At 67.4% G+C, this 26,633-nt stretch carries 27 protein-coding genes; 15 read left to right on the top strand and 12 right to left on the bottom strand.

The window, feature by feature from the left end:
* Nucleotides 1–14 precede the first annotated feature (14 nt).
* The gene (locus tag ACF8ME_RS17510) at nt 15–578 is read right to left on the bottom strand and encodes a DUF4124 domain-containing protein (protein WP_047217751.1); all 564 of its coding nucleotides are present in this window, start codon (nt 576–578) and stop codon (nt 15–17) included.
* Nucleotides 579–686: 108 nt separating this feature from the next.
* On the bottom strand, nt 687–2,666 hold the full coding sequence (locus tag ACF8ME_RS17505) for a lytic transglycosylase domain-containing protein (RefSeq protein WP_016446505.1): 1,980 nt from the start codon (nt 2,664–2,666) through the stop codon (nt 687–689).
* Nucleotides 2,667–2,681: 15 nt separating this feature from the next.
* Here ACF8ME_RS17505 and ACF8ME_RS17500 point away from each other — a divergent pair, with 15 nt between their 5' ends.
* Complete coding sequence (locus ACF8ME_RS17500; RefSeq protein ID WP_016446506.1) at nt 2,682–3,254, top strand: 5-formyltetrahydrofolate cyclo-ligase; 573 nt, start codon at nt 2,682–2,684, stop codon at nt 3,252–3,254.
* A 156-nt stretch (nt 3,255–3,410) separates the two neighbouring features.
* Here the strand turns inward: ACF8ME_RS17500 and queC are convergent, their stop codons facing one another.
* Nucleotides 3,411–4,169 (bottom strand): 7-cyano-7-deazaguanine synthase QueC, encoded by a 759-nt coding sequence (queC, locus tag ACF8ME_RS17495; protein WP_392417590.1) that lies wholly within the window; start codon nt 4,167–4,169, stop codon nt 3,411–3,413.
* An 88-nt stretch (nt 4,170–4,257) separates the two neighbouring features.
* On the opposite strand from queC, the gene ACF8ME_RS17490 reads away from it, so the two are divergent.
* Nucleotides 4,258–4,950, top strand: coding sequence for a glutathione S-transferase family protein (locus ACF8ME_RS17490; RefSeq protein WP_016446508.1), 693 nt, complete (start codon nt 4,258–4,260; stop codon nt 4,948–4,950).
* A 212-nt stretch (nt 4,951–5,162) separates the two neighbouring features.
* Nucleotides 5,163–6,416 carry a multifunctional CCA addition/repair protein gene (locus ACF8ME_RS17485; RefSeq protein WP_392417589.1) on the top strand — a complete coding sequence of 418 codons (1,254 nt, stop codon included), beginning with the start codon at nt 5,163–5,165 and terminating at the stop codon, nt 6,414–6,416.
* Between the two features lie 25 nt (nt 6,417–6,441).
* Here the strand turns inward: ACF8ME_RS17485 and ACF8ME_RS17480 are convergent, their stop codons facing one another.
* Nucleotides 6,442–8,394: a 7TM diverse intracellular signaling domain-containing protein gene (locus ACF8ME_RS17480; protein WP_392417587.1), complete on the bottom strand. Its 1,953-nt coding sequence runs from the start codon at nt 8,392–8,394 to the stop codon at nt 6,442–6,444.
* 73 nt (nt 8,395–8,467) lie between these two features.
* Between ACF8ME_RS17480 and ACF8ME_RS17475 the strand changes: the two genes are divergently transcribed.
* Complete coding sequence (locus ACF8ME_RS17475; protein WP_016446511.1) at nt 8,468–9,151, top strand: response regulator transcription factor; 684 nt, start codon at nt 8,468–8,470, stop codon at nt 9,149–9,151.
* 42 nt (nt 9,152–9,193) lie between these two features.
* Here the strand turns inward: ACF8ME_RS17475 and trxC are convergent, their stop codons facing one another.
* Together trxC and ACF8ME_RS17465 are read right to left on the bottom strand one after the other, a co-directional pair.
* Complete coding sequence (gene trxC / locus ACF8ME_RS17470) at nt 9,194–9,628, bottom strand: thioredoxin TrxC (protein WP_065345346.1); 435 nt, start codon at nt 9,626–9,628, stop codon at nt 9,194–9,196.
* Nucleotides 9,629–9,702: 74 nt separating this feature from the next.
* Nucleotides 9,703–9,897: a DUF2905 domain-containing protein gene (locus ACF8ME_RS17465; protein ID WP_392417584.1), complete on the bottom strand. Its 195-nt coding sequence runs from the start codon at nt 9,895–9,897 to the stop codon at nt 9,703–9,705.
* 145 nt (nt 9,898–10,042) lie between these two features.
* Here ACF8ME_RS17465 and ACF8ME_RS17460 point away from each other — a divergent pair, with 145 nt between their 5' ends.
* Nucleotides 10,043–10,939, top strand: a complete 897-nt coding sequence (locus ACF8ME_RS17460) for a hypothetical protein (RefSeq protein WP_392417582.1) — start codon at nt 10,043–10,045, stop codon at nt 10,937–10,939.
* A gap of 20 nt (nt 10,940–10,959) precedes the next feature.
* Here ACF8ME_RS17460 and ACF8ME_RS17455 read toward each other — a convergent pair whose 3' ends face one another.
* Entirely contained in the window at nt 10,960–11,973 is a 1,014-nt protein-coding gene (locus ACF8ME_RS17455) for a class I SAM-dependent methyltransferase (RefSeq protein WP_392417919.1), read from the bottom strand.
* A 116-nt stretch (nt 11,974–12,089) separates the two neighbouring features.
* On the opposite strand from ACF8ME_RS17455, the gene ACF8ME_RS17450 reads away from it, so the two are divergent.
* The 6 genes from ACF8ME_RS17450 to ACF8ME_RS17425 all read left to right on the top strand — a co-directional run bounded on the left by ACF8ME_RS17450 (nt 12,090) and on the right by ACF8ME_RS17425 (nt 15,857).
* Nucleotides 12,090–12,875, top strand: coding sequence for an SDR family oxidoreductase (locus tag ACF8ME_RS17450; RefSeq protein ID WP_016446515.1), 786 nt, complete (start codon nt 12,090–12,092; stop codon nt 12,873–12,875).
* Between the two features lie 42 nt (nt 12,876–12,917).
* On the top strand, nt 12,918–13,289 hold the full coding sequence (locus ACF8ME_RS17445; RefSeq protein ID WP_016446516.1) for a dihydroneopterin aldolase: 372 nt from the start codon (nt 12,918–12,920) through the stop codon (nt 13,287–13,289).
* The gene (gene ttcA / locus ACF8ME_RS17440) at nt 13,283–14,254 is read left to right on the top strand and encodes a tRNA 2-thiocytidine(32) synthetase TtcA (RefSeq protein ID WP_016446517.1); all 972 of its coding nucleotides are present in this window, start codon (nt 13,283–13,285) and stop codon (nt 14,252–14,254) included. The genes ACF8ME_RS17445 and ttcA overlap by 7 nt, the downstream gene beginning before the upstream one ends.
* A 77-nt stretch (nt 14,255–14,331) precedes the next feature.
* On the top strand, nt 14,332–15,030 hold the full coding sequence (locus tag ACF8ME_RS17435) for a DUF4136 domain-containing protein (protein ID WP_392417581.1): 699 nt from the start codon (nt 14,332–14,334) through the stop codon (nt 15,028–15,030).
* Between the two features lie 147 nt (nt 15,031–15,177).
* Nucleotides 15,178–15,537, top strand: a complete 360-nt coding sequence (locus ACF8ME_RS17430; protein ID WP_392417579.1) for a type II toxin-antitoxin system RelE/ParE family toxin — start codon at nt 15,178–15,180, stop codon at nt 15,535–15,537.
* Nucleotides 15,534–15,857, top strand: coding sequence for a DNA-binding protein (locus ACF8ME_RS17425; protein ID WP_012203174.1), 324 nt, complete (start codon nt 15,534–15,536; stop codon nt 15,855–15,857). Before ACF8ME_RS17430 ends, ACF8ME_RS17425 begins: the two co-directional genes overlap by 4 nt.
* Nucleotides 15,858–15,884: 27 nt before the next feature.
* Here ACF8ME_RS17425 and ACF8ME_RS17420 read toward each other — a convergent pair whose 3' ends face one another.
* Genes ACF8ME_RS17420 through ACF8ME_RS17405 form a run of 4 tightly spaced genes read right to left on the bottom strand, consistent with a single transcriptional unit; the run spans nt 15,885 to nt 21,108 of the window.
* The gene (locus ACF8ME_RS17420; RefSeq protein ID WP_392417577.1) at nt 15,885–17,612 is read right to left on the bottom strand and encodes a dipeptide ABC transporter ATP-binding protein; all 1,728 of its coding nucleotides are present in this window, start codon (nt 17,610–17,612) and stop codon (nt 15,885–15,887) included.
* Nucleotides 17,609–18,547 (bottom strand): ABC transporter permease, encoded by a 939-nt coding sequence (locus tag ACF8ME_RS17415; RefSeq protein WP_012203172.1) that lies wholly within the window; start codon nt 18,545–18,547, stop codon nt 17,609–17,611. Before ACF8ME_RS17415 ends, ACF8ME_RS17420 begins: the two co-directional genes overlap by 4 nt.
* Nucleotides 18,544–19,509, bottom strand: coding sequence for an ABC transporter permease (locus tag ACF8ME_RS17410; RefSeq protein ID WP_016446522.1), 966 nt, complete (start codon nt 19,507–19,509; stop codon nt 18,544–18,546). Before ACF8ME_RS17410 ends, ACF8ME_RS17415 begins: the two co-directional genes overlap by 4 nt.
* Before the next feature lie 6 nt (nt 19,510–19,515).
* Nucleotides 19,516–21,108 carry an ABC transporter substrate-binding protein gene (locus ACF8ME_RS17405; protein ID WP_016446523.1) on the bottom strand — a complete coding sequence of 531 codons (1,593 nt, stop codon included), beginning with the start codon at nt 21,106–21,108 and terminating at the stop codon, nt 19,516–19,518.
* Between the two features lie 354 nt (nt 21,109–21,462).
* Between ACF8ME_RS17405 and ACF8ME_RS17400 the strand changes: the two genes are divergently transcribed.
* Together ACF8ME_RS17400 and ACF8ME_RS17395 are read left to right on the top strand one after the other, a co-directional pair.
* A complete protein-coding gene (locus tag ACF8ME_RS17400; protein WP_016446524.1) occupies nt 21,463–21,954 on the top strand; it encodes a DUF2501 domain-containing protein in 492 nt (163 codons plus the stop codon).
* A gap of 204 nt (nt 21,955–22,158) precedes the next feature.
* The gene (locus ACF8ME_RS17395) at nt 22,159–22,800 is read left to right on the top strand and encodes a histidine phosphatase family protein (RefSeq protein WP_277849371.1); all 642 of its coding nucleotides are present in this window, start codon (nt 22,159–22,161) and stop codon (nt 22,798–22,800) included.
* Nucleotides 22,801–22,824: 24 nt separating this feature from the next.
* Here ACF8ME_RS17395 and ACF8ME_RS17390 read toward each other — a convergent pair whose 3' ends face one another.
* Complete coding sequence (locus tag ACF8ME_RS17390; protein WP_043789951.1) at nt 22,825–23,829, bottom strand: tripartite tricarboxylate transporter substrate binding protein; 1,005 nt, start codon at nt 23,827–23,829, stop codon at nt 22,825–22,827.
* Nucleotides 23,830–24,065: 236 nt separating this feature from the next.
* Between ACF8ME_RS17390 and ACF8ME_RS17385 the strand changes: the two genes are divergently transcribed.
* Together ACF8ME_RS17385 and ACF8ME_RS17380 are read left to right on the top strand one after the other, a co-directional pair.
* Nucleotides 24,066–25,901: a lysoplasmalogenase family protein gene (locus ACF8ME_RS17385; protein WP_392417574.1), complete on the top strand. Its 1,836-nt coding sequence runs from the start codon at nt 24,066–24,068 to the stop codon at nt 25,899–25,901.
* Between the two features lie 291 nt (nt 25,902–26,192).
* A complete protein-coding gene (locus ACF8ME_RS17380) occupies nt 26,193–26,429 on the top strand; it encodes a hypothetical protein (protein ID WP_392417572.1) in 237 nt (78 codons plus the stop codon).
* Nucleotides 26,430–26,633: the final 204 nt, after the last annotated feature.

The following is a 26,633-nucleotide window of genomic DNA, read 5'->3' as shown; positions in this document are numbered from 1 at the left end:
GGGATCGGATCGCTTCAGGGCTTGTGCTTTTCCGCGCAGCCGATCAGGTGGTTGTAGCTGTTGGACATGCACTGGTACATGGCCTTGGAGCGGCCCGTGGAGGCCTGGCAGTCGGCCACCGTGGCGTGCGTGCGCGCCTCGCGGAACTTGCCCGCGGTTGCATCGAACTGCGCCTGCGTGATGTAGCCGCCTTTGAGGTTTTTCTGGCCGTTCTCGACCATGGTGTCCACCTGGCTGCGGATGTTGTCCACGGCGGCTGCGCAGTTCAGCGGCACCTCCTTGGAATCGACCTTGCTCAGGCCCTTGGCCACGCCGTCCGCCAGCTCGCGCACCTGCTTGGGCAGCTTCTTCGTGCCGTCGGGATTGCGCTCTTCGCCAAACCGGCCCGAGCCTGCGCCCGAGCTGCCATTGGGCGAGACCTTGATCTGGCCGGCATCGGCCTGGTCGACGGGCAGCTGCGAACCGTAGTGCGTGCGCCCTTCGGCATCCACCCATTTGTAGACGGGCTGCGCTGCCGCCGTGCACGCCCATGCAAGACCCAGCGCGACCCAGGCCGCGCGGCTCCCTGTTGTTGTCATTCTTGAAACCCCTGCGGTATCCGGGGCCGCGGCATGCGGCCCGCCAGTCGGTAACCAAGTGTAGCGCCGACAGGCATCGCCGAACCCCGCAGGAATGTCAAGTGCGGCTCAGGGCAGATCCTTGCTGGGGTCGGGCGTGGCCGCATCACGCGGACCAATGGTGCCCAGGCGGCTCTTGAGCGACTGGGGCTGGCCCGTGATCAGCGCCGCGTAGTTGGTGGTGTTGGACAGCACCTTCTTCACATAGTCGCGCGTCTCGGTGAAGGGCACGTTCTCGGCCCAGATGGCGGCGTCGAGCACCGGGCCGTTGCGCCAGTTGCGCGGGCGGCCGGGGCCGGCGTTGTAGCCGGCCGCAGCCAGCGCCATGGAGCCGTCGAAATCGTCCAGCGCAAGCTTCAGATAGGCGGTGCCTATGGTGATATTCACATCGCGGTCATTGATCATGGACGGGGAAAAGTCCGTCATGCCGATCTTGCGCGCCGTCCACCGGGCCGTGGCCGGCATGACCTGCATCAGGCCCGAGGCGCCTACGCCCGAGCGCGCATCCATGATGAAGCGGCTTTCCTGGCGGATCAGTCCATAGACATAGGCAGGGTCCAGCCCGATGGAACGCGAGCGCGCCAGCACCGTGTCGTGGAAGGGCATGGGAAAGCGCTGGCTCCAGTCGGCAAAGCTGCGCGTGCGCTCGCTGGTGTTGATGCAGCGGTCCCAGACCTGCTGCTGGCAGGCCAGGTCGGCGGCAGCCAGCAGTTCGCGGTCGTTCATGCCGCCGGCCTGGTGCAGGTTGGTGGCGTAGTTCCATTCACGCACGCCTTCGCTGCGCAGGCCGTTCTGGATGGCGTAGAGGCCGCGCACCAGGCTGGGGTTGGCGCGGGCGGCGGCCTTCTCCTGTGCCGTGGGCGGCGCAGGCGGCGGTGGGGCCGTCACGCGCTGGCCGATATCCTCCAGCGCCAGCTGTTCGTAGAAACTGCCGGGGCCGGCCATGTCCTCCAGCAGCTGGCGCGCCTCGGAACGCTCCTGCTCGCTGGGGCGGCCCGACAGCAGGGCGCGGGCCTTCCAGTAGGTCCATGTGTGTTCGGTGCGCTCAGGCCCCATGGCGTCGATGGCGCGGCGCACCGTGCGCCAGTCGCCTGCACGCAACGCGGCACGCACCTTCCAACCCAGCAGTTCGTCGCTGAGATCGCCGTCCTTGCGCACCTTGCCGAAATAGGCCGCAGCCTCGGGCTGCAGCTTGAGCGCGGCCTGCTTGCCGATCACGCCCCAGGCCCAGTTGTTCTCTTCGGCCGTCAGCCGGGCACCCCAGCCGCCTTCCAGCTGGGTGGCCGCCGCCGCCGGGTCGCTGGACGCCATGCGGATCAGCGCCAGCAGCGCCAGTTCCTTGGGCACGGCACCGCGCACGCGCGTCTGCCCGGCAAGGTATTTCGCCGGCGAGGCGAATACCTGCGCCACCTGGGGCAGGGCCTCGGGCGCGACGATGGCCACGGCATCGCGCGTGGCCTTCTGGCGATTAGCCTCGGCCGACTGGCGTGCCTTGCGCCAGACTTCGGGCTCGCTGATCTGCTTGGCTGCGTACAGCTCGCCGGCAGCATAGGTGCAGCCGTCGTCGGCGTCGCGCTGGGCCCACCACAGGTCGCGCACCTGCTGGCCAAGATTGGCGGCAGGCTGGCCCTTGAGGTTGTCGATCAGCAGGGCATAGCAGTTGACGGAACGGTCATCGCGCATGCGAAACGCTCCGTGCACCTGATCGAACATGCCCCAGTCGCGCCGCTGCCCCAGCAGCAGCAGCCAGTCATTGCGCAGCCGGTCTTCCTGGTAGGTGCCGGGCCAGCGCTTGAAAAACCCCAGAATCTCGTCGGCACTGGCTTCTTCCAGCCGGGCCTTGAGTTCCCAATAGGCGGCCCAAGGTTCGAGCACATGGCCACGCGCAGAAGGCAGCAGCTGCGTGAGCTTGGCCTTGTCGCCCTTGCGAAAGGCCTGCTGCATTTCCAGCAGGACGTCGTCGCCACGGTTTTGCGCCAGCGCAGGCGTGGCTGCGGTGGTCCAGAGGGAAGCCGCCAGAAGCGGTGTCAAAATCTTCAGCCAGTGCATGGAGGAAATTATCTGATGGACAAAGCAGCCCTGCGCCGCAGCTTGATAGACCAGCGCCTCAACCTTCCCGACCGATTGCAGCGCGCCGACGCGCTGCAGCAGGTCATGCGCTTTTGGCTGATACAGCGGCCCGACAGCATCATCGGCGCCTATTGGCCGATCAAGGGGGAATTCGACCCGCTGCCAGCGCTTCACCGGTGGAAGGAAGATGGCGAGCTACAGGGTACCCCACAAAGACGCCGCATCGGATTGCCGGTGATCGACAAGCAGCGTAAGACACTCAGCTTTCACGCCTGGTACCCGGGCTGTCCCATGGAAGAGGACGCCTATGGCATCCCCAAGCCCAAGGACACCGAAACCCTCACCCCCACCCTGCTGTTCGTGCCCTGCGTGGGCTACGCGGCCGGTGGCTACCGCCTGGGCTATGGCGGGGGTTTCTACGACCGCACCCTGGCCGAGCTGCAGCCCAGGCCCTTCACCGTGGGCCTGGGCTACGGCTGCGGCTATGTGGACGAGTTCGAGCCCGAGCCGCATGACCTGCCCCTGGACGCCATCTTGAACGACCACGGAGTCGTCTGGCCGGTGTAGAACAAGCACCCCCTGAGGCGCTGCGCGCCTTCCCCCTCTCTGCCCGCTTCGCGGGGGAGGGGGACGACACCCTCACTGCGGGGCGGCGCGGCCGGCTTAGGCCCTTGCTCGGTGTCCCTCGCTTTTGGCCGCGCCGGTTTCTAGCGCTGTGCTTCTTTAGTTTGCTGTCTCGCGCTGCGCCTGCCATTGATGCCAGCCGCGGGCTCGCAGGTCGCAGGCGGGGCAGGTTCCGCAGCCGTAGCCCCAGTCGTGCAGCGTCTCGCGCGTGCCCTGGTAGCAGGTGTGGGTGTCGCGCTGGATGAGGTCCACCAGGGTGTCGCCCCCCAGGTCGTGGGCCATTTGCCAGGTCTGGGCCTTGTCTATCCACATGAGCGGGGTTTCGATGCGCAGGCGCCGCTCCAGGCCCAGGTTCAGGGCGAGCTGCATGGCCTTCATGGTGTCGTCACGGCAGTCGGGGTAGCCGGAGTAGTCGGTCTCGCAGACGCCGGTGACGATGACCGACAGGCCGCGACGGTAGGCCAGCGCGCCGGCCAGGGTCAGGAACAGCAGGTTGCGGCCGGGCACGAAGGTGTTGGGCAGGCCGTCGGCCTGCATGGCGAAGGCCACGTCCTCGGTCAGGGAGGAGCCGCCGATCTGTTGCAGCACGTCCAGCGAGAGGACATGGTCGTCACCCAGGCGCGGTGCCCATCCGGGAAAGTCCCTGGCCAGCCGCTCGCGCACCTGCTGGCGCACCTGCATTTCCACGCTGTGGCGCTGGCCGTAGTCGAAACCCAGGGTCTCGACGCGCTCGTACAGCGACAGTGCCTGCGCCAGGCAGGTGGTCGAATCCTGGCCGCCGGAAAACAGGACCAGCGCAGCCGTGTGGCGCCCCGCTTGCGCCTGGGGGGAAGAGCTATCGTTTTGCATGGCACGCATTAGAGCGCGCCCAGGCAGCGCCCGGCTCCTACATGGGTTTTCCTGCCATGCTTGCTAAGCTGTAGGGCCTATCGCGGAGGTTGCGGCCATGCTCACGCTCTATATCGGCAACAAGAATTACTCATCCTGGTCCATGCGCCCCTGGGTGCTGATGCGCCAGGCCGGCATTGCTTTCGAAGAAGTCATGCTGCGCTTTGACAGCTTCGACGAGCAGTCCGCCTTCAAGCAGCGCGCCCGCGCGCTGTCTCCCTCGGGCCGCGTGCCCGTGCTCATGGACGAAGGCATGGCCATCTGGGACAGCCTGGCCATCTGCGAGTACCTGGCCGAGAAATTCCCTGAAAAACACCTGTGGCCGACCCTGGCCCTGAACCGCGCCCGCGCGCGCAGCCTCTGTGCCGAGATGCACAGCGGCTTCGGCGCGCTGCGCTCGCTGTGCCCCATGAACATCGAGGCCCAGCTGCCCGAGGTCGGCGCGCGGCTGTGGGCCGAGCGCGCGGACCTGCGCGACGATGTCCAGCACCTGTCCGAGCTGTGGCAGCCGCTGCTGTCCACGGCCAGCGGCCCCATGCTGTATGACCAGTTCAGCATCGTCGATGCCTTTTTCGCGCCCGTGTGCATGCGCCTGACGACCTACGAGCTGCCGCTGGCCCCGGCCATCGACGCCTACGTGCGCCGCGTGCGCGCCTTGCCGGGCGTGCAGGACTGGGTGCAGGGCGCACTGGCCGAGCACGATTTCCGGCCGTTCGAGGAGCCCTACCGCAGCGCGCCTGCGGCCGGCTGAGCGGCGCACCAGCAAAAGTCGGAGCACTGCTGCGCTGGGGTGGGCGCGGCCTGCGCAATGCCGCGGTTGCGGAGCCAGTGCAGCGGCCGTCCGGCTGGCGCTGCTTGAGTTCGTCTCCAGAAAGAATCCGGAAGAAAGCATGCGCTCGGCACTCCATCGGTGCGTGGAGGCAGCCCGCCATCATGTCACCGCCCAGGCCCTACCATTGCGGCATGAGCGAATTTCAGGTGTACATGGTGGGCGGCGCGGTGCGCGACCGTCTTTTGGGGCGGGCCGTGCATGACCGCGACTGGGTGGTGGTCGGCGCCACGCCCGAACAAATGTCCGCGCGCGGCTTTCTGCCTGTGGGGCGGGACTTCCCGGTCTTCCTCCATCCCGAGACGCACGAGGAATACGCGCTGGCGCGTACCGAGCGCAAGAGCGGCCTGGGGTACCGGGGTTTCGTCGTGCAGGCGGCGCCCGATGTCACGCTGGAGCAGGATCTGGCCCGGCGCGACCTGACCATCAATGCCATGGCCGCTCCTGCGGACTGGGATGGTGAAAGCGCCATCACCGATCCCTACCACGGCCAGGCCGATCTTCAGGCCCGGGTGCTGCGCCATGTGACCGGGGCCTTCCGCGAAGACCCGGTGCGCATCCTGCGCGTGGCGCGCTTCGCGGCACGTTTCCACGAATTCACGGTGGCGCCGGAAACCATGGCCCTGATGCGCGAGATGGTGGCCGCCGGCGAGGTGGATGCCCTGGTGCCCGAGCGCGTGTGGCAGGAGATCAGCCGTGGCCTGATGGAGCGCCGCCCCTCGCGCATGTTCGAGCTGCTGCGCGAGTGCGGTGCGCTGTCCGTGCTGCTGCCCGAGCTGGAGCGGCTGTGGGGCGTGCCCCAGCGCGCCGAGTACCACCCCGAGGTCGATACCGGCGTGCACGCCATGATGGTGCTGGACATGGCCGCACAGCTCGACGCCCCCCTGCCCGTGCGCTACGCCTGCCTGGTGCACGACCTGGGCAAGGGCACGACATCGGCCGATGTGCTTCCGCGCCACATAGGCCATGAGCAGCGCAGCGCCCGGCTGGCCGAGAAAGTGGGCGAGCGTCTGCGCGTGCCCACGGACTGCCGCGAACTGGGCGACGTGGTGGCGCGCGAGCACGGCAACATCCACCGCAGCGGCGAACTCAACGGCGCCGCCATCGTCCGCCTGCTGGAGCGCTGCGACGCCATCCGCAAGCCCGCGCGCTTCGAGCAGGCGCTCATGGCCTGTGAGTGCGATGCACGCGGAAGACTGGGTTTCGAAGACCGGCCCTATCCCCAGCGTGCCCGCCTGCGCGAAGCGCTGGCCGCAGCGCTGTCCGTCTCCACCTCTGACATCGCCGCCCAGGCCGCTGCGCGCGGCAAGCAGGGCAAGGCCATCGGCGAAGCCGTGCAGGCGGCGCGCGCGCAGGCCGTGGCAGATTGGCTGGCGCAGGCGGCCTGAGCGCAAAGGCCGCCACACACGGGAATCAGGCTCGCGCCACGGGCAGGACCAGTCGCAGGCACACGGGCTGCTCGCCTCCTGCCGTCAACAAGGCCACGCTGCCGCCCAGCCGCTCGGCGATGCGCCGCACCAGGTACAGCCCCAGCCCGGCGCCGGGCCGGTGCTGGGCGTTGCGGCCACGGTAATACCTTTCGAACAGCTGGTCCTGGTCCGCCTGGGCAATGGGCTCTGCCGGATTCGAGACCTGGATCTCCAGACCCTCGCCCTGCCTGGTCACGTCCAGGCGGACCGATTCGCCCTCGGGCGTGTGGCGGTCTGCATTGGCCAGCAGATTGCGCAGCGCGATGCGCAGCAGGCCGGCATCGGTGATCAATTGCTGCGTGCCCCCGCCCAGTTGGCAGACGATGCGGCCGGGCGCAAAGTCCAGGCACAAGCCATCCACCAGCGCATGCAGGTCGCACGGCTGCAGGCGCGGCTCGGCATGGGGCTGGGGGTCGGCCATGCGGTCGTCGGCCAGGCAGTCGTCCACCAGGGCCAGCAGGCGCTGGGCGGCTTCGCGGATGTTGCGGCTGCGTGCCAGCGTCTTGTCGGGCGGTGCAGCCAGATTGCGCGCCAGTTGCTGCGCACTGGTCAGGATGATGGCCAGCGGCGTGCGCAGCTCGTGCGAGACCATGGCGACAAAGTCGCGCTGCTCCTGGCGCACCCTGCGCTCCAGCGCCAGCGCCTCGCTGAGTTCGCTTTCGCGCAACTGTCGCTGCCGCAGTTCCGCCTCCAGCCGGACCTGCTCGTGCTCTCGAATGCGGCGCCTGCGCTCGTATCCGCCGATGATCCAGCCACTGAGCAGCAGCATGTGCGCCATGGTGCCCAGCGCGGACGCATGCGTGGACACCAGCGCGGTCAGCGCGTTCATGGGCAGCCAGCCCAGGTTGCGCAGGAAAGAGATCAGCACGCCGGCATAGAAGATGCCGAACGCCAGCATGAAGAACCGTGCCGGGGCGTGGCCGCGCCGCCACAGCCAAAGGGCGAATGCGAGAAAGCCCACGGTCAGCGGCAGGGTCATGGCCTGCACCGGGACCATGCCCGCCGAGTAGTGCCCCGACACCACCAACAGCATGCAGCACAGGCTGAACAGCCACAGCAGCGGCACGATCTGGCGTACCAGCCGCGGATACAGCGATGCCAGCTCCAACTGCCTGCAGGCCAGTTGCATGGAGATCGCCAGGGCGCCGGCAATGCCGCATCCCAGCAGGCGGTCGCTCCAGAAACCCGGCAGGCCCGTCAACTGCTGCACCAGCCCCAGCGATACCACCTCATTGAGCACGCAGACGCTGAGATAGGCCAGAAACAGGCCGCTCACCGGAGCCCGCGTGCCCAGCCAGAACACCAGTTGCACGCCAATCAACAGCAGGTACAGCCCGAAGTACAGGCCGAACGAGAGGGCCTCGCGCCGCGTATGGTTGTCGAACGCCAGTCGCTGCCACAGATCGATACGGGTGACGAGCGCGTTGCGCGCACGCAGGCGCACCAGCAACTCGTATGACCCGGCGGCAGCAGGTTCGAACTGGAATGCGGGACTGCGGTAGTCCACCGGCCAGGCGTGACGCGGAATCTCTTCGCCACTGCGCCCCAGCAGCTGCCAGGGGTCGCCAGGCCGGCGCACATGGACCTCCACCTCATCGAGCAGGGCATTGCCCAGCAACAGCATCCAGCTGCCGGGCTGCTGCACCTGCAGCGGCATGCGCAACCAGACCGCCGCCTGCGTGAAGCTGGCGTTCAGGTGCCCTGGCATCGCCTTCCACCCGGGCGCCAGGTCGGCCTGCCGCACATCGAGCAGGCCCGAAGCGTCATCGAGCCGCTGCCACTGCCCTGCGGTCTCCTGCATGGGCACATCGGGGTCCAGCAAGAGGGTCCGGGCCTGGAGCAGCAGTGGGCACAGCAGCCAGGCCAGCACGATGAGGGTTGCACGGTAATATCGCATCTGAAGTCCACCACGGGGCCGCCAGCGTACACCAGCTGTCTGCGCTGTCACCCGCCTGCCCTCCTCCCAGTCCATGCTTGATGTGATCCTGCTCGAAGACGAGCCCGTGCTGCGCCATGAACTGGGCGAGTTCCTCGAATCCCTGGGCTATGCACCGCAGTGCGTGGCCAGCCTGCAGGAGTTCGACCGCCATTTCGATGCGCGGCGCCACCGGCTGGCCATCATCGACATCGGCCTGCCCGACGGCAACGGCCTGGCGCTGATCCAGCGCCTGCGCCAGCAGGGCCAGCAACTGGGCATCATCGTCTTCAGCGCGCTCAACAGCAGCGCCAACCGCATCGACGGCCTGGAGATCGGCGCCGACCACTACCTGGGCAAAGGCTGCGATCTCGACGAGCTGGAAGCCACCCTGGCCGCCCTGGTGCGGCGCCTGGGCCTGCAGCAGCGCCAGGCGCCGTGGCTGCTGCAGCTTGGCCCCAGCCGCCTGCAGCCCCCCGCCTCGCCCCCTGTGGCGCTGTCACACCAGGACCTGCTGGTGCTGCACTGCCTGATGGGCAAGGCAGGGGCCAGCGTCAGCCGCCGCCAGATCGTGCAGGCGCTGGGTGGAGACTATCTGGTCTACGACCAGCGCCGCCTGGACACCCAGATGCGCCGGCTGAGGCGCAAGGTGCAAGAGGCCAGCGGCCAGCAGCTGCCTGTCAAGACGCTGCGCAACAGCGGCTATTGCTTCTATCTGCCGGGTGAAGTGCAGGCCTGAGGAAGGGCCTGACGGCGCCCGGTCCTTGCGGCCCGGCAACCATCAGACGACCGAGCGCACCCAGCGCACGATCTCGCCGGCAGGCAGCGCGCCGGAGACACGGGCGATCTCGCGTCCTTCCTTGAACACCACCATGGTCGGGATGCTGCGGATGTTGTAGGGCGCGGCAGCCTGGGGATGGGCTTCGGTATCGAGCTTGGCCAGCTGCACCCCGGGCGCCAGCGCCTGCGCCGCCTGCTCGAAGGCCGGCGCCATCATGCGGCAGGGGCCGCACCAGGGCGCCCAGAAGTCCACCACCACCGGCGCCTGGCTGCGCCCCACATGCCTGGCAAAGCTTTGCGCATCCAGCGCCACGGGCTGGCCGGTGACCAGCGGCTGGTGGCAGCTGCCGCAGTCAGGCGCGCTGCCGAGCTGGTCGGCCGCAATGCGGTTGGTGGTGTGGCAATGGGGGCAGACGAAATGCAGCTTGTCGGACATGGGTGGCCTCTTGTTCGGAAGTCAGGGGGCAATGCCTGCATATACGGGCGGCGCGCCCGTGCTTCAAGCCATGCTCAGATCAGCTTGGCGATCAGGGCGGCAATCACGCTGAGCAACACGGTGCTGGCAATGGGCAGAAAAATCACGCGGCCGAACAGGCGAAAGCGGAAGTCGCCCGGCAGGCGGCCCAGGCCTATGCGCTCCAGCCAGGCGTGCAGGCCATTGAACAGCAGCAGGGCCAGGAAGATGACGAGGAGCCAGCGGATCATGGCGCCGAGTGTACGGCGGCGGCGCGTCATGGGCAGGACACATGGGCGTCCTACATTGGGAAAGTCCCGTGGCGGGAGGCTTCGGGACCATTCGCGACAAGCCCCCTTCTTCCATGGCTCCATGCCGCAACAAGACAACCCCACCATGCAACACACATCCAGGCGCCTTCTTCTCGCCATCCTGCCTGCCGCCCTGCTGGCGGCCTGCGCCAGCGCTCCGGCCCCCACCACGGCAGCCGCAGCGTCGGGCGCCATCGACAACAGCGCCCTGCAGCGCAGCGACTTCCGCGCGCACCAGGCCACCTATGGCCTGGTCTACCGCCTGCCTGCCGATGCCACCGCCATCCTGGACAGCCAGGTCGCGCCCGTGGTGCACGAGCAGTTGCTGCGCCTGAAGCTGGTGGCCGAGGCCAACACCTTCAACCTGCCCCATGTCACCGTGGTGCATATCCACAGCGCCGATCCCTCCACGCCGCGCAAGATGCTGGCGGCCCTGCCGGCATTGCCGCCCGTGCTGCAGGACGTTCACCTGAAGAATTTCTACACTACCGAGGCCGCCAAGGGGGCCGGCAAGCCCTGGTGGCTGGACCTGGGCATCGTCAAGTCCGGCCCGGCCTACGAGGCCATGATGGACTTCAACACCCGCGCCACCGCCGCCATGGCGCCGCTGCGCGACGGCCCGCTGCCGCGCGTGACGGGACCCGTCTATGCCCGGATGAACGACTCGGCCAAGGCCATGGTGCAAAGCGTGGGTGTCAGCGGCATCAACCAGGTGCAGGCCGGCAAGGAGGTGCGCAGCCACAACCCGCACAACACTCTGGTCTACAGCGAAGCCACCTTCACGCCCGAGATCGAGCGCGCCATGGGCGAGACGGCCGCGCGCCTGAACCGCATCCTGCCCGGCGGCCTCACGACCACGTTCGAGAACCTGTCCATCGTGGAGCTGGGCTTCTCTGGCAACGTCACGCGCGAGATCTACCGCATCAACCTCAAGGACCAGACAGTCCACGACGTCAGCAACGGCCGCAGCGTCCAGCGCTGAGGCAGGCGGGCCCCGGCCCGCTACAGGCGGTGCGTGCGGTCGCCGCGCACAAAGCCCATGGCGTCCCAGGGCTCCACGCCCTTGGCCAGGCCGATGACCTTGAACAGCTCGCCCATCTCGTGCTCCATCATCAGCTTGGTGGCCATGGCGCGCGGGCCCTGGGCCAGTGCGTCGAGCTTGGGGCCCAGGCCGCAGTTGATGAGGAAATGGGCCTGCGAGGTATAGCCCAGCACCTCGAAGCCCGCCTCCTGCGCGGCCACGGCCGTGCCCGTGAAGTTCACATGGGCCGTGATGTCCTTGAGGCCGACATCGGCCAGCGGATCGTCGTCCACCTTGTGCAGCCGGTGGCACACCAGGGTGCCCATGTGGCGCTGCGGGTGGAAATACTCGGATTCGCCAAAGCCGTAGTCGATGAAAAATGCCGCGCCGCGCGCCATGCGCTCGCCCAGCGTGCGAATGAAGGCCTCGCACTGCGGGTGGATTTCGGTCAGGTAATCGTGCTCGCCCTCGATGTCCATCGGCGGGCGCAGTGGCGTGGGCCTGTCTTCCCAGCCCAGGCTGCCGTCCGGCTGCAGCACCACGCCGCGCTCGTGCCAGACACCTGCCTTGCGCACCAGCAGTTGCACGGGCATGGCATCCAGCACCTCGTTGCCGATGACCACGCCTTCGAGCCTATCGGGCAGGGCATCGGCCCAGTGCACCAGGCCTTCGTACTTGACCAGCCTGAGCTGCTGTCGCGCACGCAGCGTGCCCGACAGGTCGACGATGGTGTAGCGGTCCGGCCGCACGCCCAGGGCCGCCAGCTCGTCCAGCACCTGCAGCGCCAGCGCGCCCGTGCCGGCGCCAAACTCCCAGACTTCGCGGGTGTGCGTGCGCTGCAGCGCCTCGGCCACCTGGGCGGCCAGCAGCTGGCCGAAGACCGGGGACATCTCGGGCGCGGTCACGAAATCGCTGCCCGACGATGGCATCAGCCCGAACTTGGCGGTGTCATTGGCGTAGTAGCCCAGGCCCGGCTCGTACAGCGCCAGGGCCATGAAACGGTCGAAAGCCAGCCATCCGCCCGAGGACGCAATCTCTTGCGCAATACGGGTTTGCAGGGCGGCCGTTAAAATTGAGGGTTCTGTCGTCACGATCCGTACATTGTCCTCGAATGTCCTCACCTGCCCGAACACGCACAGTTTTGGTGACCGGCGCGGCCCGCCGCCTGGGGCGCGACATCGCGCTCGCGCTTGCCAGCGCCGGTTGGCAGGTGGCCGTGCACTACCGCGACTCCCACGACGAGGCGCTGGAGACGGCCGCCACCTGCGCTGAACTGGCCGGCGACAGCGCCGCCCTGGATGCCGATTTCTTCAACGAGGACTCGGTGCGCTCCCTGGTGCCGCGTGCCGTTGCGCACTTCGGCCACCTGGACGCCGTGGTCAACAACGCCTCTCTGTTCGAGCATGACGACGCCGGCAGCTTCAGCTACGTGGCCCTGGAAGCCCACCTGCGCAGCAACACCGGCGCGCCCATCCTGCTGGCCCAGGCGCTGCATGCCCATATCGAGGACCGCGTGGCGGCCGGCGAGGAGCATGCCAGCGGCGCCGTGATCAACATGCTGGACCAGAAGCTCTGGAACCAGAACCCCGATTTCCTCAGCTACACGCTGTCCAAGGCAGCGCTTGAGGCCGCAGGGACCATGCTGGCGCTGGCCCTGGCGCCGCGCGTGCGCGTGGTCGGCGTGGCCCCGGGCCTGACGCTGACCAGCCACATGCTGAGCCAGGAGCGCTTCGAGGCCCTGCACCGCCTCAGCCCGCTGGGCCGCTCGTCCAGCGCGGCCGACGTGGCCGCCACCGTATGCTTTGCGCTGGACAACCAGTCCATCACGGGCACCACGCTGCTGGTCGATGGCGGCCAGCACCTGCAGCGCTTCGAGCGCGACTTTTCCATGATGTAGGCGCCTGCCCGCGCCCATCCCCACACTCCACGGCTTTTCCCCATGAACTCCGCCACCGGACAACAGATCCTGACGCTCACGGGTTTGCGTTTCGACGCCAACCTGGGCATCCTCGCCCACGAAAAACAGATGCCCCAGCCCATCCAGGTCGATGCCGAGCTGAGCCTGGGCACGCAGCCGCTGGCTCCGCGCGACGACGACATCCTGCATGTGCTGGACTACCGCAAGGTGCGCCAGATCATCATCGATGAATGCACGGCCGAGCATGTGAACCTGCTGGAGAGCCTGATCGGCAAGCTGGCCCAGCGCCTGATGCAGCTGCCCGGCGTGATGGGCGTGCGCGTGAAGATCGCCAAGCTCGAAATTTTTGACGACTGCGAAGTGGCCATTCGCGTCGAGACAGGACAATGGTGAACCCCATGAACGCAGTGACCGACAACCCCTGGCTGGCCGAAGAAGCCGCCGCCGACGCCCCCGCAGACACCGCAGGCGGCAACCGCATCAAGATCGAGCGCGAGCAGATCAAGCTCGAAAAGCGCCTGTGCCGCGAGGTGGGCCGCGCCATCACCGACTTCAACATGATCGAGGAAGGCGACAAGATCATGGTCTGCATGTCGGGCGGCAAGGACAGCTACACGATGCTGGACGTGCTGCGCAAGCTGCAAAAGCGCGCGCCCGTCAAATTCGAGCTGGTGGCCGTGAACCTCGACCAGAAGCAGCCCGGCTTTCCCGACCATGTGCTGCCCGAGTACTTCAAGAGCATCGGCGTGGACTACCACATCGAAACGCAGGACACCTACAGCGTGGTCAAGCGCGTCGTGCCCGAGGGCAAGACCACCTGCGGCCTGTGCTCTCGCCTGCGCCGCGCCATCCTGTACAAGGTGGCCGACGAGCTGGGCTGCACCAAGGTGGCCCTGGGCCACCACCGCGACGACATCGTGCAGACGCTGATGCTCAACATGTTCTACGGCGGCCGCATGAAGGGCATGCCCCCGAAGCTGGTCTCGGACGACGGCAAGCATGTGGTAATCCGCCCGCTGTGCTACGTGCCCGAGAAGGACACGGTGCGCTGGGCCCAGTACCAGAACTTCCCCATCATCCCCTGCAACCTCTGCGGCAGCCAGGACGGCCTGCAGCGCGTGGCCGTGGGCGAGCTGCTGCGCGAATGGGACAAGAAATTCCCGGGCCGCGTGGAAAGCATGTTCCGCGCCATGGGCCACATCGTGACCACGCACATGATGGATCCCGAGCTGCACGACTTCAAGAACGCCAAGGCCACCGGCATTGCCGACCCCAACGGCGACATGGCCTTCGACCATGAAGAGATGCCAGTGTCCGCATCGCTGCCCGGCCTGCAGGTGGTACAACTGTCGTCCTGACGGCTGAACCTATAACAATCGCCCCACTCCAACCAAGGCCCGTGCAAACGGGCCTTTTTTCGACCAAGGAGTACACCATGAAGCTGCGCTGCATCCATGTCCTGGCCATCGTGGCCACGGCCTTGCTCACCGGCTGCGCCAGCGTGCGCGAAGTCCAGAGCACCGTCCAGAGCTATTCCACGCTGGGCGCCCTGCCCGCGCCGCCCACCTATCGCCTGGAGGTCCTGCCCTCGCAACGCGAGGCGCAGACGCATTTCGCTGCCATCGAATCCCAGGCCCAGCAGGCCCTGGGCCGCGTGGGCCTGCAGCGCGACGACTCCCGGGCCAGCCTGATCGTGCAGATCGGCGCCGACGCACGCTATGCGCGCGACTACGCCGCCTGGCCCTACTACGACCGCTGGGGCGGCCCGCGCTGGGGTTGGGGCGTGGGCTACGGGCGCGGCTGGGGCATGGGCTTTGGCGGCAGCTTCATGTTCGACGGCCCGCCGCTGGAGTACTACCGCGCCGTCAGCATCGTGATGCGCAACGCCACCACGCAGCAGATCGTCTACGAGACCTCGGCCCAGCGCCAGGATGTCTGGACCGACGACCCGGCCATCTTCGGCATCCTGTTCGACGCTGCGCTCACCGGCTTCCCCAACCCGCCCAAGGGCTCGCGCGTGGTGCGCACCACCATCGGTCCGGTGCAGCAGGGTGGCGCGCCGGCGCAGCAGCCGGCCCAGGCGGCACCTGCGGCGCAGGCAGCACCGGCCACGCCACCAGCACCCGCCCGGTAAGCCATCGTGTCCTCAGAAGCAAAGGCCTGCATCCGCAGGCCTTTTTTGGGTCCATCGCTGTCATTCGTTCCTGGGAACATGAGAACGCTGTAGGTCATGTGGACAGCGCCTTGCAGCGTTGGTAACTCATAAGTTACCATCCAATCCATGCGAATCCAGCTCCAGGAGTACATCCGCGAAGACGGCAGCAGCGCGTACCAGACATGGTTCAACGGGCTGGATGGCCAGGCGGCCGCCAAGGTGGCCGTCGCCATGGCCCGCATGGAGTTGGGCAACACCTCCAATATCGAATGGTTCCGGGGTATTGGCGAATACAAGATCGACTGGGGCCCGGGCTACCGCATCTATCTCGCCAAGGACGGGGAAAGATTGATCATCCTGTTCGGGGGCAGCACGAAAAAGGGCCAGCAGAAGGCCATCGACGAAGCCGTGGCCATGCACAGCGAATACAAGGCTCGCAAGAGGCAACGCCCCTCGGACAATGCCAAAAAAGGAACGAAGGCATGACGCTCACCCGCGATTTCAAACAAACGGTCATTCAGCGCATTGAGCGCGACCCTGCTTTCGCACAGGCGCTGCTTGATGAGGCGGCCACTCTTTTTCTGAGCGGTGAGCCAGAAACGGCACGCCTCGTCCTGCGCGATCTCGTCAACGCAACGGTGGGATTCGAGACGCTGGCCGACCTCACGCACAAGCCGAGCAAGAGCCTGCACCGCATGCTCTCGCCGAAAGGCAACCCCAGCATGGACAATCTTGCCGCCATCTTTGCCGCCATCAAGAACTGGCTTCAGGTCCGGTTCGACGTGCGGGTCGTTGCCGCGACCTGAACGCCAAGCCATGGCAGTGCACTTGCCTCAGTGCACATGCTCCATATCAGGCACGGCAGCCATCAGCGCACGCGTGTACGCATGCTGCGGTGCATCGAGCACGGCGCCGGCCTCGCCGGCCTCGACCAGGCGGCCGCGCTGCATGACGCCGATGTCGTCGCACATGTGGCGGATCACGGCGAGGTTGTGGCTGATCAGCAGATAGGTCAGGCCGAACTCCTCCTGCAGGTCGCGCATGAGGTTGAGCACCTGGGCCTGGACCGAGACGTCCAGCGCCGAGGTGGGCTCGTCGCAGATGATGAATTCGGGCCGGCTGGCCAGGGCGCGCGCGATGGCGATGCGCTGGCGCTGCCCGCCCGAGAACTGGTGCGGGTACTTGCGCGCATCGTCGGGCTTCATGCGCACGCGGCGCAGCGCCTCCTGCACGCGCTCGGCCGTCTCGTCCTTGCCGGCTGTGAGGGCCAGCACCTGCAGGGGCTCGGCAATCAGTTCCTGCACGGTCCAGCGCGGGTTCAGGCTGGCATACGGGTCCTGGAAGATCATCTGGAAGCGCCGGCGCATGGCCACGGTCTGGGCGGCCGGGCTCCACTTGTCCACGCCGTCGAACAGCACGGTGCCGCTGGTGGGCGGCGTCAGCCCGGCCACCATGCGCGCCACCGTGGATTTTCCCGAGCCGGACTCGCCGACCAGGCCGAAGGTGGAGCCCTTGCGGATGGAGAAGCTGACGCCGTCCACGGCCTTGAGGACCTTTTTGTCCTCGCGCGCCAGCAGCCGGGCCAGCCAGCCGCTGGACAGGTCGAACTCCTTGCACAGATCCCTGACCTCCAGCAGGGCAGCCGCGGGCTCCTGCGCTCCGGCCCTGGGCTGCCAGGGCACGGCGGGCGCGGCCGGGCCGCCGCCCACCTCGGGCACGGGCAGGCGCTGCACGCGGTGGTGCACGCTGGGAATGGCGCCCATCAGCACCTGGGTATAGGGCTGCTGCGGCGCGTCCAGCACCTGGCGCACGGGGCCGGTTTCCAGCACGCGGCCCTGGTACATGACCATGACGCGGTCGGCCGTCTCGGCGATGACGCCCATGTCGTGCGTGATCAGCATGGCGGCCGCGCCGCGCTCCTTGCACACGCGGCGCAGCAGGGCAATGATCTGCGCCTGCACGGACACGTCCAGCGCCGTGGTGGGCTCGTCGGCAATGATGAGTTCGGGCTCGGCGCACAGCGCCAGGGCAATGGCCACGCGCTGGCGCATGCCGCCCGAGAACTGGTGCGGATACTGGGCCATGCGCTCGCGCGCCTGCGGGATCTCCACCTCTTCGAGCAGGGCCAGCGCGCGTGCCTCGGCTTCCTTCTCGGAGACGGGCAGGTGCGTGCGGATGGTCTCCACCAGGTGCCGGCCCACGGTATAGACCGGGTTCAGGCTGGTCAGCGGGTCCTGGAAGATGGAGCCTATGCGCCGGCCGCGTATGCGCCGCAGGTCCTCGCCGCGCAGCGTGTCGATGCGCTCGCCGCGCAACTGCACCGTGCCGGCCGAGATGCGGCCCGGCGGCTCGATCAGGCCGATCACGGCGGCGCCCGTCATGGACTTGCCCGCGCCAGACTCGCCGACCACGCCCAGGATCTCGCCGGGCGCAATATCGAAGGACACATCGTCCAGCACCTGCACGGGGCCCTTGTAGGTGTCGAAGGTGACGGACAGGCCGCGAACGCTCAGCACCGCAGGCTGTGCGGGGGGCTGCCCGGATTGTTGTGTCGTGCTCATTGCAGCTTGGGGTTCAGTGCGTCGCGCAGCCAGTCGCCGACGAGGTTGACGGACAGCGCCAGCGCCAGCAGCACCAGCGAGGGGAACAGCAATATCCACCACTCGCCCGAGAACAGGAAGCCCTGGCCGATGCGGATCAGCGTGCCCAGCGAAGGCTGGGTGGGCGGCAGGCCCACGCCCAGGTAGGACAGCGTGGACTCGGCCACGATGGCATGCGCGAAGCTGATGGTGGCGATGACCAGGATGGGCGCCAGCAGGTTGGGCAGGATGTGGCGCACCAGGATGGCCACGCGGCTGCGGCCTATGAGCTGGGCCGCCAGCACGTAGTCCTTGTGCTTTTCCACCATCACCGCGCCGCGCACGGTGCGCGCGTACTGCACCCAGTCGGACAGGCCGATGGCCACGATGATCACGAAGACCGCCATGTCGTCGCGGTAGCCCTCGGGCAGCAGGCCGCGTGCGATGCCGAAGACCAGCAGCGCCACCAGGATCACGGGAAAGGTCAGCTGTACATCGGCGATGCGCATCATCAGCGTGTCGAACCAGCCGCCCGCATAGCCGCAGACCAGGCCCAGCGGCACGCCGATCAGCAGGGACAGCCCCACGGCCGACACGCCCACCAGCACCGACATGCGCAGCCCGTAGAGGATGGCGCTCCACACATCGCGGCCCTGGTCGTCCGATCCCAGCGCGTACAGCGTGCCGCTGGTGCCCGCCTGGCCCGGCGGCGTGAAGGCATCCATCAGGTCCAGATTGGCCGGATCGAAGGGGTTCTGCCACGCCAGCCAGGGCGACAGCAGCGTGGCCGCCACGATCAGCGCCAGCACCAGCGCCGCCGCCTGCACCAGGCGCGAGCGTGCAAACGCGCGCTTGACCGGCGAGTCGCTGGCGCGCCAGCCCGTGGGAGGGATTGCTTGTTTGGCGGAATCGGTCATCGGTTTCTCAAGCGGGGGTCCACGATCACGTACAGGAAATCGACGAGCAGGTTGATGCCCACGTACAGCAGCGCGATGAACATCAGGTAGGCGGCGATCAGCGGCACGTCCACACCCTGGATGGAGGAGATGAACAGCAGGCCCACGCCGGGCCACTGGAACACGGTCTCGGTGACGATGGCAAAGGCGATCAGCGAGCCGATCTGCAGGCCCGCGATGGTGATCACGGGAATCAGGGTATTGCGCAGCGCATGGCCGAAGTACAGATCGCGCTCACGCAGCCCGCGCGCACGGCCGAAGCGCATGTAGTCGGCGCGCAGCACCTCCAGCATCTCGGCGCGCACCAGGCGCATGATCAGGGTCATGTTGTAGAAGCCCAGCGTGATGGCCGGCAGGATCAGCGCCGACCAGCCCGAAGCCGTCAGCAACCCGGTCTCCCAGCCGCCCAGCTTCACCGTCTCGCCGCGCCCGAAGGACGGCAGCCAGCGCAGCTCCACGGCAAACAGGTAGATCAGGGCGATGCCGATCAGGAAGGTGGGCAGGGACACGCCCACCAGCGACACCGTCATGATCGAGCGGCTCAGCCATCCCTCGCGCCGTATGGCCGTGTACACGCCCAGCGCCACGCCGATGACCAGGGCGAACAGCGCCGCCGTCATCGCCAGCTCCAGCGTGGCGGGCAGGCGCTCGGCAATGATCTCGGTCACGGGGCGCTTGAGCCGGTAGGAGATGCCCAGGTCGCCCTGCAGCACCTTGCCCACGTATGCCAGGTACTGCAGCGGCACGGGCTTGTTGAAGCCCAGGCTTTCCGTCAGCGCCTCGCGCTCGGCAACCGTCGCGTCCTCGCCCAGCAGGCTGATCGTGGGATCGCCGATATGGCGGAACACCATGAACGAGACAAAGGAGACGGCCAGCAGGACCAGGGCGGACTGGCCCAGCCGGCGCAGCAGATGGACCAGCATCGGCGCTTACTTCTTCTCGAACTTGACGAACTTGAAGTGCAGCGCGTTGTCCGGGTGCACGGGCACATTGAGCCGGGGCACGGACGCGAAGTGGATCACCTGGTCATGCAGCGCAATGTAGAAGCGCTCCTTTTGCACGGTCTCCCAGATGCTCTTGATGGTGGCATCGCGCTTTGCCTTGTCGCTCTCCGAGGACAGGGACAGGATCTTGGCATCCACATCGGCATTGCTGTAGTGCGTCGCGTTCTGCGCGCCACGGCTGTCCTTGCCGCGCGTGTGCACCAGGAAGTCGAAGATGTAGGCCGAGTCATAGGTGGGCACGCCCCAGCCGTACAGGTAGAAGTCGCTGTCCGCCTTGGTCAGCGAGACGCTGTGCATGGCGATCGGCCGGGCCGAGACTTCGGTCTTGATGCCGATGCGGCCCAGGAAACCGGCCACCGCCGTGGCGATGGCCTCGTCGTTCACATAGCGGTCGTTGGGCGTGTTCAGCGTGATGGTGAAGCCGTTGGGGTAGCCCGCCTCGGCCAGCAGTTGCTTGGCCTTGGCGGCATCCGCCTTGGGATAGGCCGCGAAGGCCTTGTCGTAGCCATTGACGAACGACGGCGCGATCACGCCCGTGGGAATCGACAGGCCGCGCATCACCGAGCGCTTGATCGCATCGCGGTCGATGGCCAGCTCGATGGCCTGGCGCACCTTGGGATCGGCCAGCGGATTCTTGCCCTTGACGTTGCTGCTCTTGAGCTCGGCCGCACCCACGTTCAGGCCCAGGAAGATGGAGCGGTTCTCGGGGCCTTCATTGATGCGCAGGCGCTTGTCCTGCTTCAGGCGCGCCACGTCCTGCGCGGGAATGTCCTGGGCGAAGTCCACCTCGCCCGACAGCAGGGCCGCCACGCGCGTGGCCGGCGACTTGATGGGCAGGTAGACCAGCTCGGTCACCTGCAGCGGGAACTGGCCCTTGCCCCAATAGTCGGGGTTGAGCTTCATCACCGTCTTCGAATCGACCTCGCGGCTGGCCAGCACATAGGCGCCCGTGCCGTTGGCCGCGCGCGTGGCGCCGTTCTCGGTCTTGCTGGCCGTGTCCTGCGTGGTCTCGGCGCCGTTGGCCTTGGACCACTTCTCGCTCATGATGAAGAGATTGGTCAGGTTGTCGGGGAAGATCAGGTTCGGGCCCTTGGTCTTCACCTGCACCGTGAGATCGTCAACGGCCTTGGCCTCCTCCATCGAGGACAGCAGGGACTTGACCTGGGCGTTCTCGCCCTTGGCGCGGTTCAGCGAGAAGACCACGTCGCGCGCCGTGAACGGCGTGCCGTCATGGAACTTGACGTTGGGGCGCAGCTTGAACTCCCAGACCGACGGGTCGGAGGTCATCTTCCACGAGGTCGCCAGCGTGGGCACCAGCTTGCCGTCGGCCGAGCGGATGACCAGGGTTTCGTAGATCTGGTGCAGCAGCACGAAATTGGTGCCGACATTGAAGGCATGCGGGTCCAGCGAAGTCGGATCGGAGCCGCGCGCCCAGCGCACGGTCTCGGCCTGGGCCAGCGCGGCCGAGGTCAACAGGCCTGCGGCCAGCAAAGAACTGCCCAGAATCTTCATGATCATTTGTCTGCTCCCCTGTGGATTGATTGGAAAGGCGGCGGCCATGCGACGCAGCAGCCCGGGCGCCGCAAGAAGCGGGCCATATAGGTGCGCCCCACTTTAAATAACTTTTTCAGCTTGTTGAATTGATTTTTATACTTAAAAGCCATTTCCAAATAACAAGACTGCCGCCGCGGCCCGCCAATGGTGTGCGGCCATCATGGACAGGCCAACGGCTTTGAAAGCTAGTGAAAACGCGAAAGACCGACACGGCCCGCTCTGGCAAAGGTTTGCAATCGGGCACAGGTCTGCGCCGCACGGCGTGCTAATTTCAGGCCCTGTATCGAGCCTGCGGGTTTCCGCGGAAAGGAAGCATCCATGAAGACATCCATTGCCAGCGCACTGCTGTGCGCCATGCTGGGCCTGGGCGCCCTGCCTGCCCAGGCGTCGGGCCTGGGAGACTCGCTGCGCCAGGCCTCGGGCCTTGGCGGTGACAAGGCCGCCGCCAGCAGCGAAGGCGCCGGCTCCGGCCTTGGCGGCATGCTGGGTGCGGGGGCAGGCGGTGCGGGCGCGCTGTCCGCCCTGGGCCTGAGCCCCTCGGCCACGGCCGGCAATGCGGCAGGCGTCATCTCCTACTGCATGAAGAACAACTACCTCAATGCCGACAAGGCGGCCCAGGTCAAGGACCAGTTGCTGGGCAAGCTGGGCATGCAAAAGCAGGAAGAGCCCAAGGACACGGGATTCCAGAACGGCCTGGGCGGCCTGGTCACCGGCTCCAACGGCAAGAGCTTCAGCATCGACAAGCTCAAGGGCGACCTCAAGGAGAAGGCCTGCGACTTCGTGCTGGACAACGCAAAATCGCTGATCTGACCCCCTGAGCGGCTGCGCCGCTTCCCCCTTCTCGCTTCGCGGAGGGGGACGACGCCTTCGGCTGGGCGCCCCCGCCGCGAGGCGACTCTTGCTCGGCGTCCCTGAGTGGGGCCGCGCCAGTTTCAACGGCGGCGCGCGATGCAGGCTTGCCTGGCTTGCGGGACAATGCCTGCTCCTTTTTGCAGCACCCCACGCCAGCCCCTCATGCAAGCCACGCGCATCATTGCCATCCGCCACGGAGAAACCGCCTGGAATGTGGACGCCCGCATCCAGGGCCATCTGGACATTCCTCTGAACGACATGGGACTTTGGCAGGCCGCCCAGGCCGGCAAGGCCCTGGCGGGCGAGCCGGTGGCCGCCATCTACAGCAGCGACCTTCTGCGTGCCTATGCCACGGCCGAGGCCGTGGCCGCGACCACGGGCGCATCGCTGACGGCCGACAAGGGCCTGCGCGAACGCTGCTTCGGCAGCTTCGAGGGCCAGACCTTCAACGATATCGAGGCGTCCCACCCGGAGGATGCGCTGCGCTGGCGCAAGCGCGATCCCGAGTTCGTGCCCGCAGGCGGCGGCGAGTCGCTGTTGATGCTGCGCGACCGCATCTCGGCCACGGTGGACCGCCTGGCCGGCCGCCACGCAGGCGAGCAGATCGTGATCGTGGCGCATGGCGGCGTGATGGATGTGCTCTACCGCCTGGCCACGCACCAGGAAGTGCAGGCACCACGCACCTGGGCGCTGGGCAACGCGGCCATCAACCGCCTGCTGTGGACGCCCCAGGGCCTGGGCCTGGTTGGCTGGGGCGATGTGCAGCACCTGGAAGGCGGTGCGCGCGACGAGGTTTTCAGCTGAACGCCCGCACTGCAGCGCAGTCCCTCATTCCACCTGGATATTGGCGGACTTGACGATCTGCGTGTAGCTCGCCTTTTCCTTTTTCAGGAACTGGGCGAACGTGGCCGGCGTGCCCGAGCCGGGCGTGGCGCCGCTGTCCTGCAGGCGCTTGCGGACCTCGGGCAGCTTCAGCACCTCGGCCAGTTCGGCGGCCAGGCGGCTGACCACGGGTTCGGGCGTGCGGGCGGGGGCGAACAGGCCGGTCCAGGCTTCCAGCTCGAAGCCCTTCAAATCAGGAGCCTCCGCAAAGCTCATCACCTCGGGAATCACGTCGATGCGCTGTGCCGAGGTCACGCCCACGCCTTCCAGCTTTTTCTGCTGCACCAGCGGCGTGGCGCCGGTGGTCATCAGAATGCCCAGATCGACCTGGCCGCCCATGACCTCGCTGGTGACCTGTGCCACGCCACGATAGGGCACATGGACCAGGCGGATGCGGGCACGCTCCTGCAGCCGCTCCATGGCCAGGTGCAGCACCGTGCCCACGCCCGGGGTGGCATAGGTCAGCGCGCCGGGCCGGGCGCGGGCCATGCTGATCAGCTCGTTGAGGTTGTGCACGGGCAGGCCAGGGCGGGCCACGATCACCATGGGCGCCACCGAAGTCAGGCCCACGGGAGCCAGATCACGCTCGGCGTCATAGCGCACGGAGGAGTTCACCAGTTGCGCAATGCTCACCGGCCCGTCAAAGCCCAGCAGCAGCGTGTAGCCATCGGCATGCGAGCGCGCCACCTTGCTCACGCCCAGCACGCCGCCGGAGGCCGGCACGTTGTCCACCACCACCGACTGGCGCAGCCGCGCACCCAGCTTTTCGGCGATCAGCCGCGCCGTGGCGTCCACATCACTGCCCGCGCCGAAGGGCACGATCAGCGTGATGGGCCCGCCTGCCGGCCAGGGCTTGCCCGCGCCCGGCGCGGCATGGGCGGCGGGTGCGGCAGCAAGGGCCGCAGCCACTGAGGCTGCAGCCGATAGCAGGGAGCGTCGGGACAGGTGCATGGAGCGTGGGCATGCGCGGCGCATGCCGGCGAAGGCGGTGCGGGCTGGCAATGGCCTGCAGGGCAGGGACGGCCAGCGCGTGGAAAGCGGGCGATTCTGCCATAGGGCGCAATTTTCCTGCCACACGCTTGCCACGAAGCCCTATTTATTGCAATCCGTTTCAACCCTTGTGATTCCGTGTCCTAGGGTTCTCGCCTAAGGCGCTGCCCCGCCGCCATGCCCAGAATCGGCTGACCATGCTCTCACCCAGCCAAGTCATTGTCTTCGCCACTCCTGCCTTTTTGCTGCTGATCGCGCTGGAATGGGGCGTGAGCCTGTGGCGCGGGCGCAATGCCTACCGGCTGGCCGACGCCATCAGCTCCATCAGCCTGGGCATGCTCAGCCAGACCAGCGCCGTCTTCACCACGCTGCTGCGCGTGGGCCTGTACACGCTGGCCTTCGAGCACTTGGCGCTGTGGCGCAACGATGCCTTCTGGACCAGCATTCCCGGCTGGCTGCTGGCCCTGCTGTTCTACGACTTCTGCTACTACTGGCTTCACCGCATGGGCCACGAGGTGGCCGTGCTCTGGGCCGCGCATGCCGTGCACCACCAGAGCCAGGACTACAACCTGTCGACGGCGCTGCGCCAGACCAGCTCGGGCGCGCTGCTGGGCTGGCTGTTCTACCTTCCCATGGCGCTGGCCGGCGTGCCGCCGCTGGTGTTTGCCATCGTGGGCCTGATCGATCTGCTCTACCAGTTCTGGGTCCATACCGAGCAGGTGCGGCGCCTGGGCTGGTTCGACCGCTGGTTCTGCGCGCCCAGCAACCACCGCGTGCACCACGCCGTCAATGACTGCTACCTGGACAGGAACTACGGCGGCATCCTCATCGTCTGGGACCGCCTGTTCGGCACCTTCAAGCCCGAGGACGACAGCGAGCCCTGCGTCTACGGCACGCGCGGCCTGCTGCAAAGCTGGGATCCGCTGTGGGCCAACGCCGTGGTGTACCGGCAACTCATCCATGACAGCTGGCATGCGCGGCGCTGGGGCGACAAGCTGCGCATCTGGCTCAAGCCGCCCGGGTGGCGCCCTGCCGACGTGGCGCAGCGCTTTCCCAGGCCGGCCTTCGACCTGGACGCGCACCGCGTGCTCTACGCACCGGACATGCAGCGCAGCCTGCGCTGGTTTGCGGGCCTGCAGTTCGTGGCGCTGATCGCCGGGGTGTCGCTGTTCCTGTGGCATGCCGACCAGTCCTCGACGGCGCGCAATGCGCTGTGGTTTGGCGTGCTGCTGGCCTGCCAGTGGGCACTGGGCGCGGCCATGCAGAGGCGCATCAGCCTGTGGGTGGCCCTGGCCATCGAGGCCGGCGCGCTGGCCACCGCCACCAGCGTGCTGGACATGCTGCACTGGCACTGGCTGTTCAAGCCGCTGGCCATGGTCTTTGCGCTGATCGCTGTCATGCAGCTGTGGCGCGGCAGCGCGGCGTTCTCGGCGCTGGCGAAACCCGCGCGCGGCGCCTGCTGGCTGGCCGCGGCGTTGGCGGCCTCGATGGCGGGCGACGTGTTCCTGATGCTGCCCGATCTGTTCATCCCGGGCCTGGCCAGCTTTCTGCTCGCCCACCTGGCCTATATCGTGCTGCTGCGCCAGGATGCGCCCTGGTTTGCGCACCGGCCCTCGCTGGCCGCCACGCTGGCCCTGGGCGTTGCCATGTATGCCGTGCTCTGGCAGGGCGGCCTGCCCGCCGCGCTGCGCCTGCCCGTGGCCGCCTATGTGCTGGTCATTGCGCTGATGGCGGCGCAGGCCCTTGGCCGCGCCAGGCACCTGGGCGGCCAGCCCGCCTGGACCGTGGCCATCGGCGCCTGCTTCTTCATGGTCAGCGACTCGCTGCTGGCCATCAACCGCTTCGTGCAGCCTTTCGACGGGGCGCAAGCCGCCGTGCTGTCCACCTACTACGCGGCGCAGTTGCTGATCGTGCAGGGCTGGCTGGCCCGTGGCGCATCGACATCAGGGTTGACCCGAGGCAGCTCGCAAGGCACAATGGCGGGATCGCATTTTCAGGAGTCCTTCCGTGGACAGTGCCAGTTCAACCAGTGACAAACAGCGCGCCGCAATGGCTACGCTGCTGGCTGACTGACCGACTCCTGTGAAGGGAGCGGCCATGTCGGCCGGCTTCCTTCCATTGCTGCGTTTCCCGTTGGATCTTCGCGCCGCCCGGCGCTGCAGTTGCGCTTGGCATGCATCAGGTACGCCGCTCCTGCACCGAAGATTCCAATGGCTGTTGATCACTGATCGCGTGCCCGTGTGGCTGCCATCGAGCAGCGCGCGACCCACGCTGCTTGACGGCCCTGCCCGCGGCAGTCTTCCTGGTTCGCCAAGGAGAAAGCCATGTCCACACCGTTCGTCCGCCCCGCAATGCAACGCCTGCAGCCTGCCACTGCCGCGCCCTGCCCCGGCGCCACCGGCACGCGCGTGGCTGCCTCCCAGGCAGCAATGCAGGCCAAGGCACAGCCACAGATGCAGGCCCAGGCCCCATCGGCCATGGAGCACGCCATGCACCTGGACCTGCAGACCCACTGGCCCACGCACCGCATCCGCAGCTTTCTGAGCCTGCAGCCGCGCTGAGCGCGCGCCGCAGCCTTGTCCGCCCCATCGTCAGAAAGGAGTTCCCCCATGGACCCCGATCCGAGTCGATCTTGCCCTGACCCCTCCGATACGGTCCGGCCGCACATGCCTGCGGCCCTTCCGCCCCTTCCCAAGGCCCCGGCCGGGAGGCCCGTGCACGTCCATTGACGGATAGGTGCCGGGCTTCCTTCGGCCGCAACGAAA

It is taken from the genome of Delftia sp. WSY_7 (assembly GCF_043104845.1).
Lineage (GTDB): Bacteria > Pseudomonadota > Gammaproteobacteria > Burkholderiales > Burkholderiaceae_C > Comamonas > Comamonas tsuruhatensis.
This window is presented reverse-complemented; position numbering and strand designations above follow the sequence as displayed.

Excerpts from the sequence above, each read along its gene's own strand:
- ACF8ME_RS17420 (WP_392417577.1), bottom strand. The coding sequence starts at position 17,612 with ATGAGCACGACACAACAATCCGGGCAGCCCCCCGCACAGCCTGCGGTG.
- ACF8ME_RS17435 (WP_392417581.1), top strand. The coding sequence starts at position 14,332 with ATGAAGCTGCGCTGCATCCATGTCCTGGCCATCGTGGCCACGGCCTTG.
- ACF8ME_RS17445 (WP_016446516.1), top strand. The coding sequence starts at position 12,918 with ATGAACTCCGCCACCGGACAACAGATCCTGACGCTCACGGGTTTGCGT.
- ACF8ME_RS17510 (WP_047217751.1), bottom strand. The coding sequence starts at position 578 with ATGACAACAACAGGGAGCCGCGCGGCCTGGGTCGCGCTGGGTCTTGCA.
- ACF8ME_RS17475 (WP_016446511.1), top strand. The coding sequence starts at position 8,468 with ATGCTTGATGTGATCCTGCTCGAAGACGAGCCCGTGCTGCGCCATGAA.
- ACF8ME_RS17405 (WP_016446523.1), bottom strand. The coding sequence starts at position 21,108 with ATGATCATGAAGATTCTGGGCAGTTCTTTGCTGGCCGCAGGCCTGTTG.
- ACF8ME_RS17415 (WP_012203172.1), bottom strand. The coding sequence starts at position 18,547 with ATGACCGATTCCGCCAAACAAGCAATCCCTCCCACGGGCTGGCGCGCC.
- ACF8ME_RS17390 (WP_043789951.1), bottom strand. The coding sequence starts at position 23,829 with ATGCACCTGTCCCGACGCTCCCTGCTATCGGCTGCAGCCTCAGTGGCT.
- ACF8ME_RS17430 (WP_392417579.1), top strand. The coding sequence starts at position 15,178 with ATGCGAATCCAGCTCCAGGAGTACATCCGCGAAGACGGCAGCAGCGCG.
- ACF8ME_RS17500 (WP_016446506.1), top strand. The coding sequence starts at position 2,682 with ATGGACAAAGCAGCCCTGCGCCGCAGCTTGATAGACCAGCGCCTCAAC.
- ACF8ME_RS17395 (WP_277849371.1), top strand. The coding sequence starts at position 22,159 with ATGCAAGCCACGCGCATCATTGCCATCCGCCACGGAGAAACCGCCTGG.
- ACF8ME_RS17485 (WP_392417589.1), top strand. The coding sequence starts at position 5,163 with ATGAGCGAATTTCAGGTGTACATGGTGGGCGGCGCGGTGCGCGACCGT.
- ACF8ME_RS17410 (WP_016446522.1), bottom strand. The coding sequence starts at position 19,509 with ATGCTGGTCCATCTGCTGCGCCGGCTGGGCCAGTCCGCCCTGGTCCTG.
- ACF8ME_RS17425 (WP_012203174.1), top strand. The coding sequence starts at position 15,534 with ATGACGCTCACCCGCGATTTCAAACAAACGGTCATTCAGCGCATTGAG.
- ACF8ME_RS17505 (WP_016446505.1), bottom strand. The coding sequence starts at position 2,666 with ATGCACTGGCTGAAGATTTTGACACCGCTTCTGGCGGCTTCCCTCTGG.
- ACF8ME_RS17400 (WP_016446524.1), top strand. The coding sequence starts at position 21,463 with ATGAAGACATCCATTGCCAGCGCACTGCTGTGCGCCATGCTGGGCCTG.
- ACF8ME_RS17385 (WP_392417574.1), top strand. The coding sequence starts at position 24,066 with ATGCTCTCACCCAGCCAAGTCATTGTCTTCGCCACTCCTGCCTTTTTG.
- ACF8ME_RS17455 (WP_392417919.1), bottom strand. The coding sequence starts at position 11,973 with ATGGCCCTGGCGCTGTACGAGCCGGGCCTGGGCTACTACGCCAATGAC.
- ACF8ME_RS17480 (WP_392417587.1), bottom strand. The coding sequence starts at position 8,394 with ATGCGATATTACCGTGCAACCCTCATCGTGCTGGCCTGGCTGCTGTGC.
- ACF8ME_RS17380 (WP_392417572.1), top strand. The coding sequence starts at position 26,193 with ATGTCCACACCGTTCGTCCGCCCCGCAATGCAACGCCTGCAGCCTGCC.
- ACF8ME_RS17490 (WP_016446508.1), top strand. The coding sequence starts at position 4,258 with ATGCTCACGCTCTATATCGGCAACAAGAATTACTCATCCTGGTCCATG.
- trxC (WP_065345346.1), bottom strand. The coding sequence starts at position 9,628 with ATGTCCGACAAGCTGCATTTCGTCTGCCCCCATTGCCACACCACCAAC.
- ttcA (WP_016446517.1), top strand. The coding sequence starts at position 13,283 with ATGGTGAACCCCATGAACGCAGTGACCGACAACCCCTGGCTGGCCGAA.
- ACF8ME_RS17460 (WP_392417582.1), top strand. The coding sequence starts at position 10,043 with ATGCAACACACATCCAGGCGCCTTCTTCTCGCCATCCTGCCTGCCGCC.
- ACF8ME_RS17465 (WP_392417584.1), bottom strand. The coding sequence starts at position 9,897 with ATGATCCGCTGGCTCCTCGTCATCTTCCTGGCCCTGCTGCTGTTCAAT.
- ACF8ME_RS17450 (WP_016446515.1), top strand. The coding sequence starts at position 12,090 with ATGTCCTCACCTGCCCGAACACGCACAGTTTTGGTGACCGGCGCGGCC.
- queC (WP_392417590.1), bottom strand. The coding sequence starts at position 4,169 with ATGCGTGCCATGCAAAACGATAGCTCTTCCCCCCAGGCGCAAGCGGGG.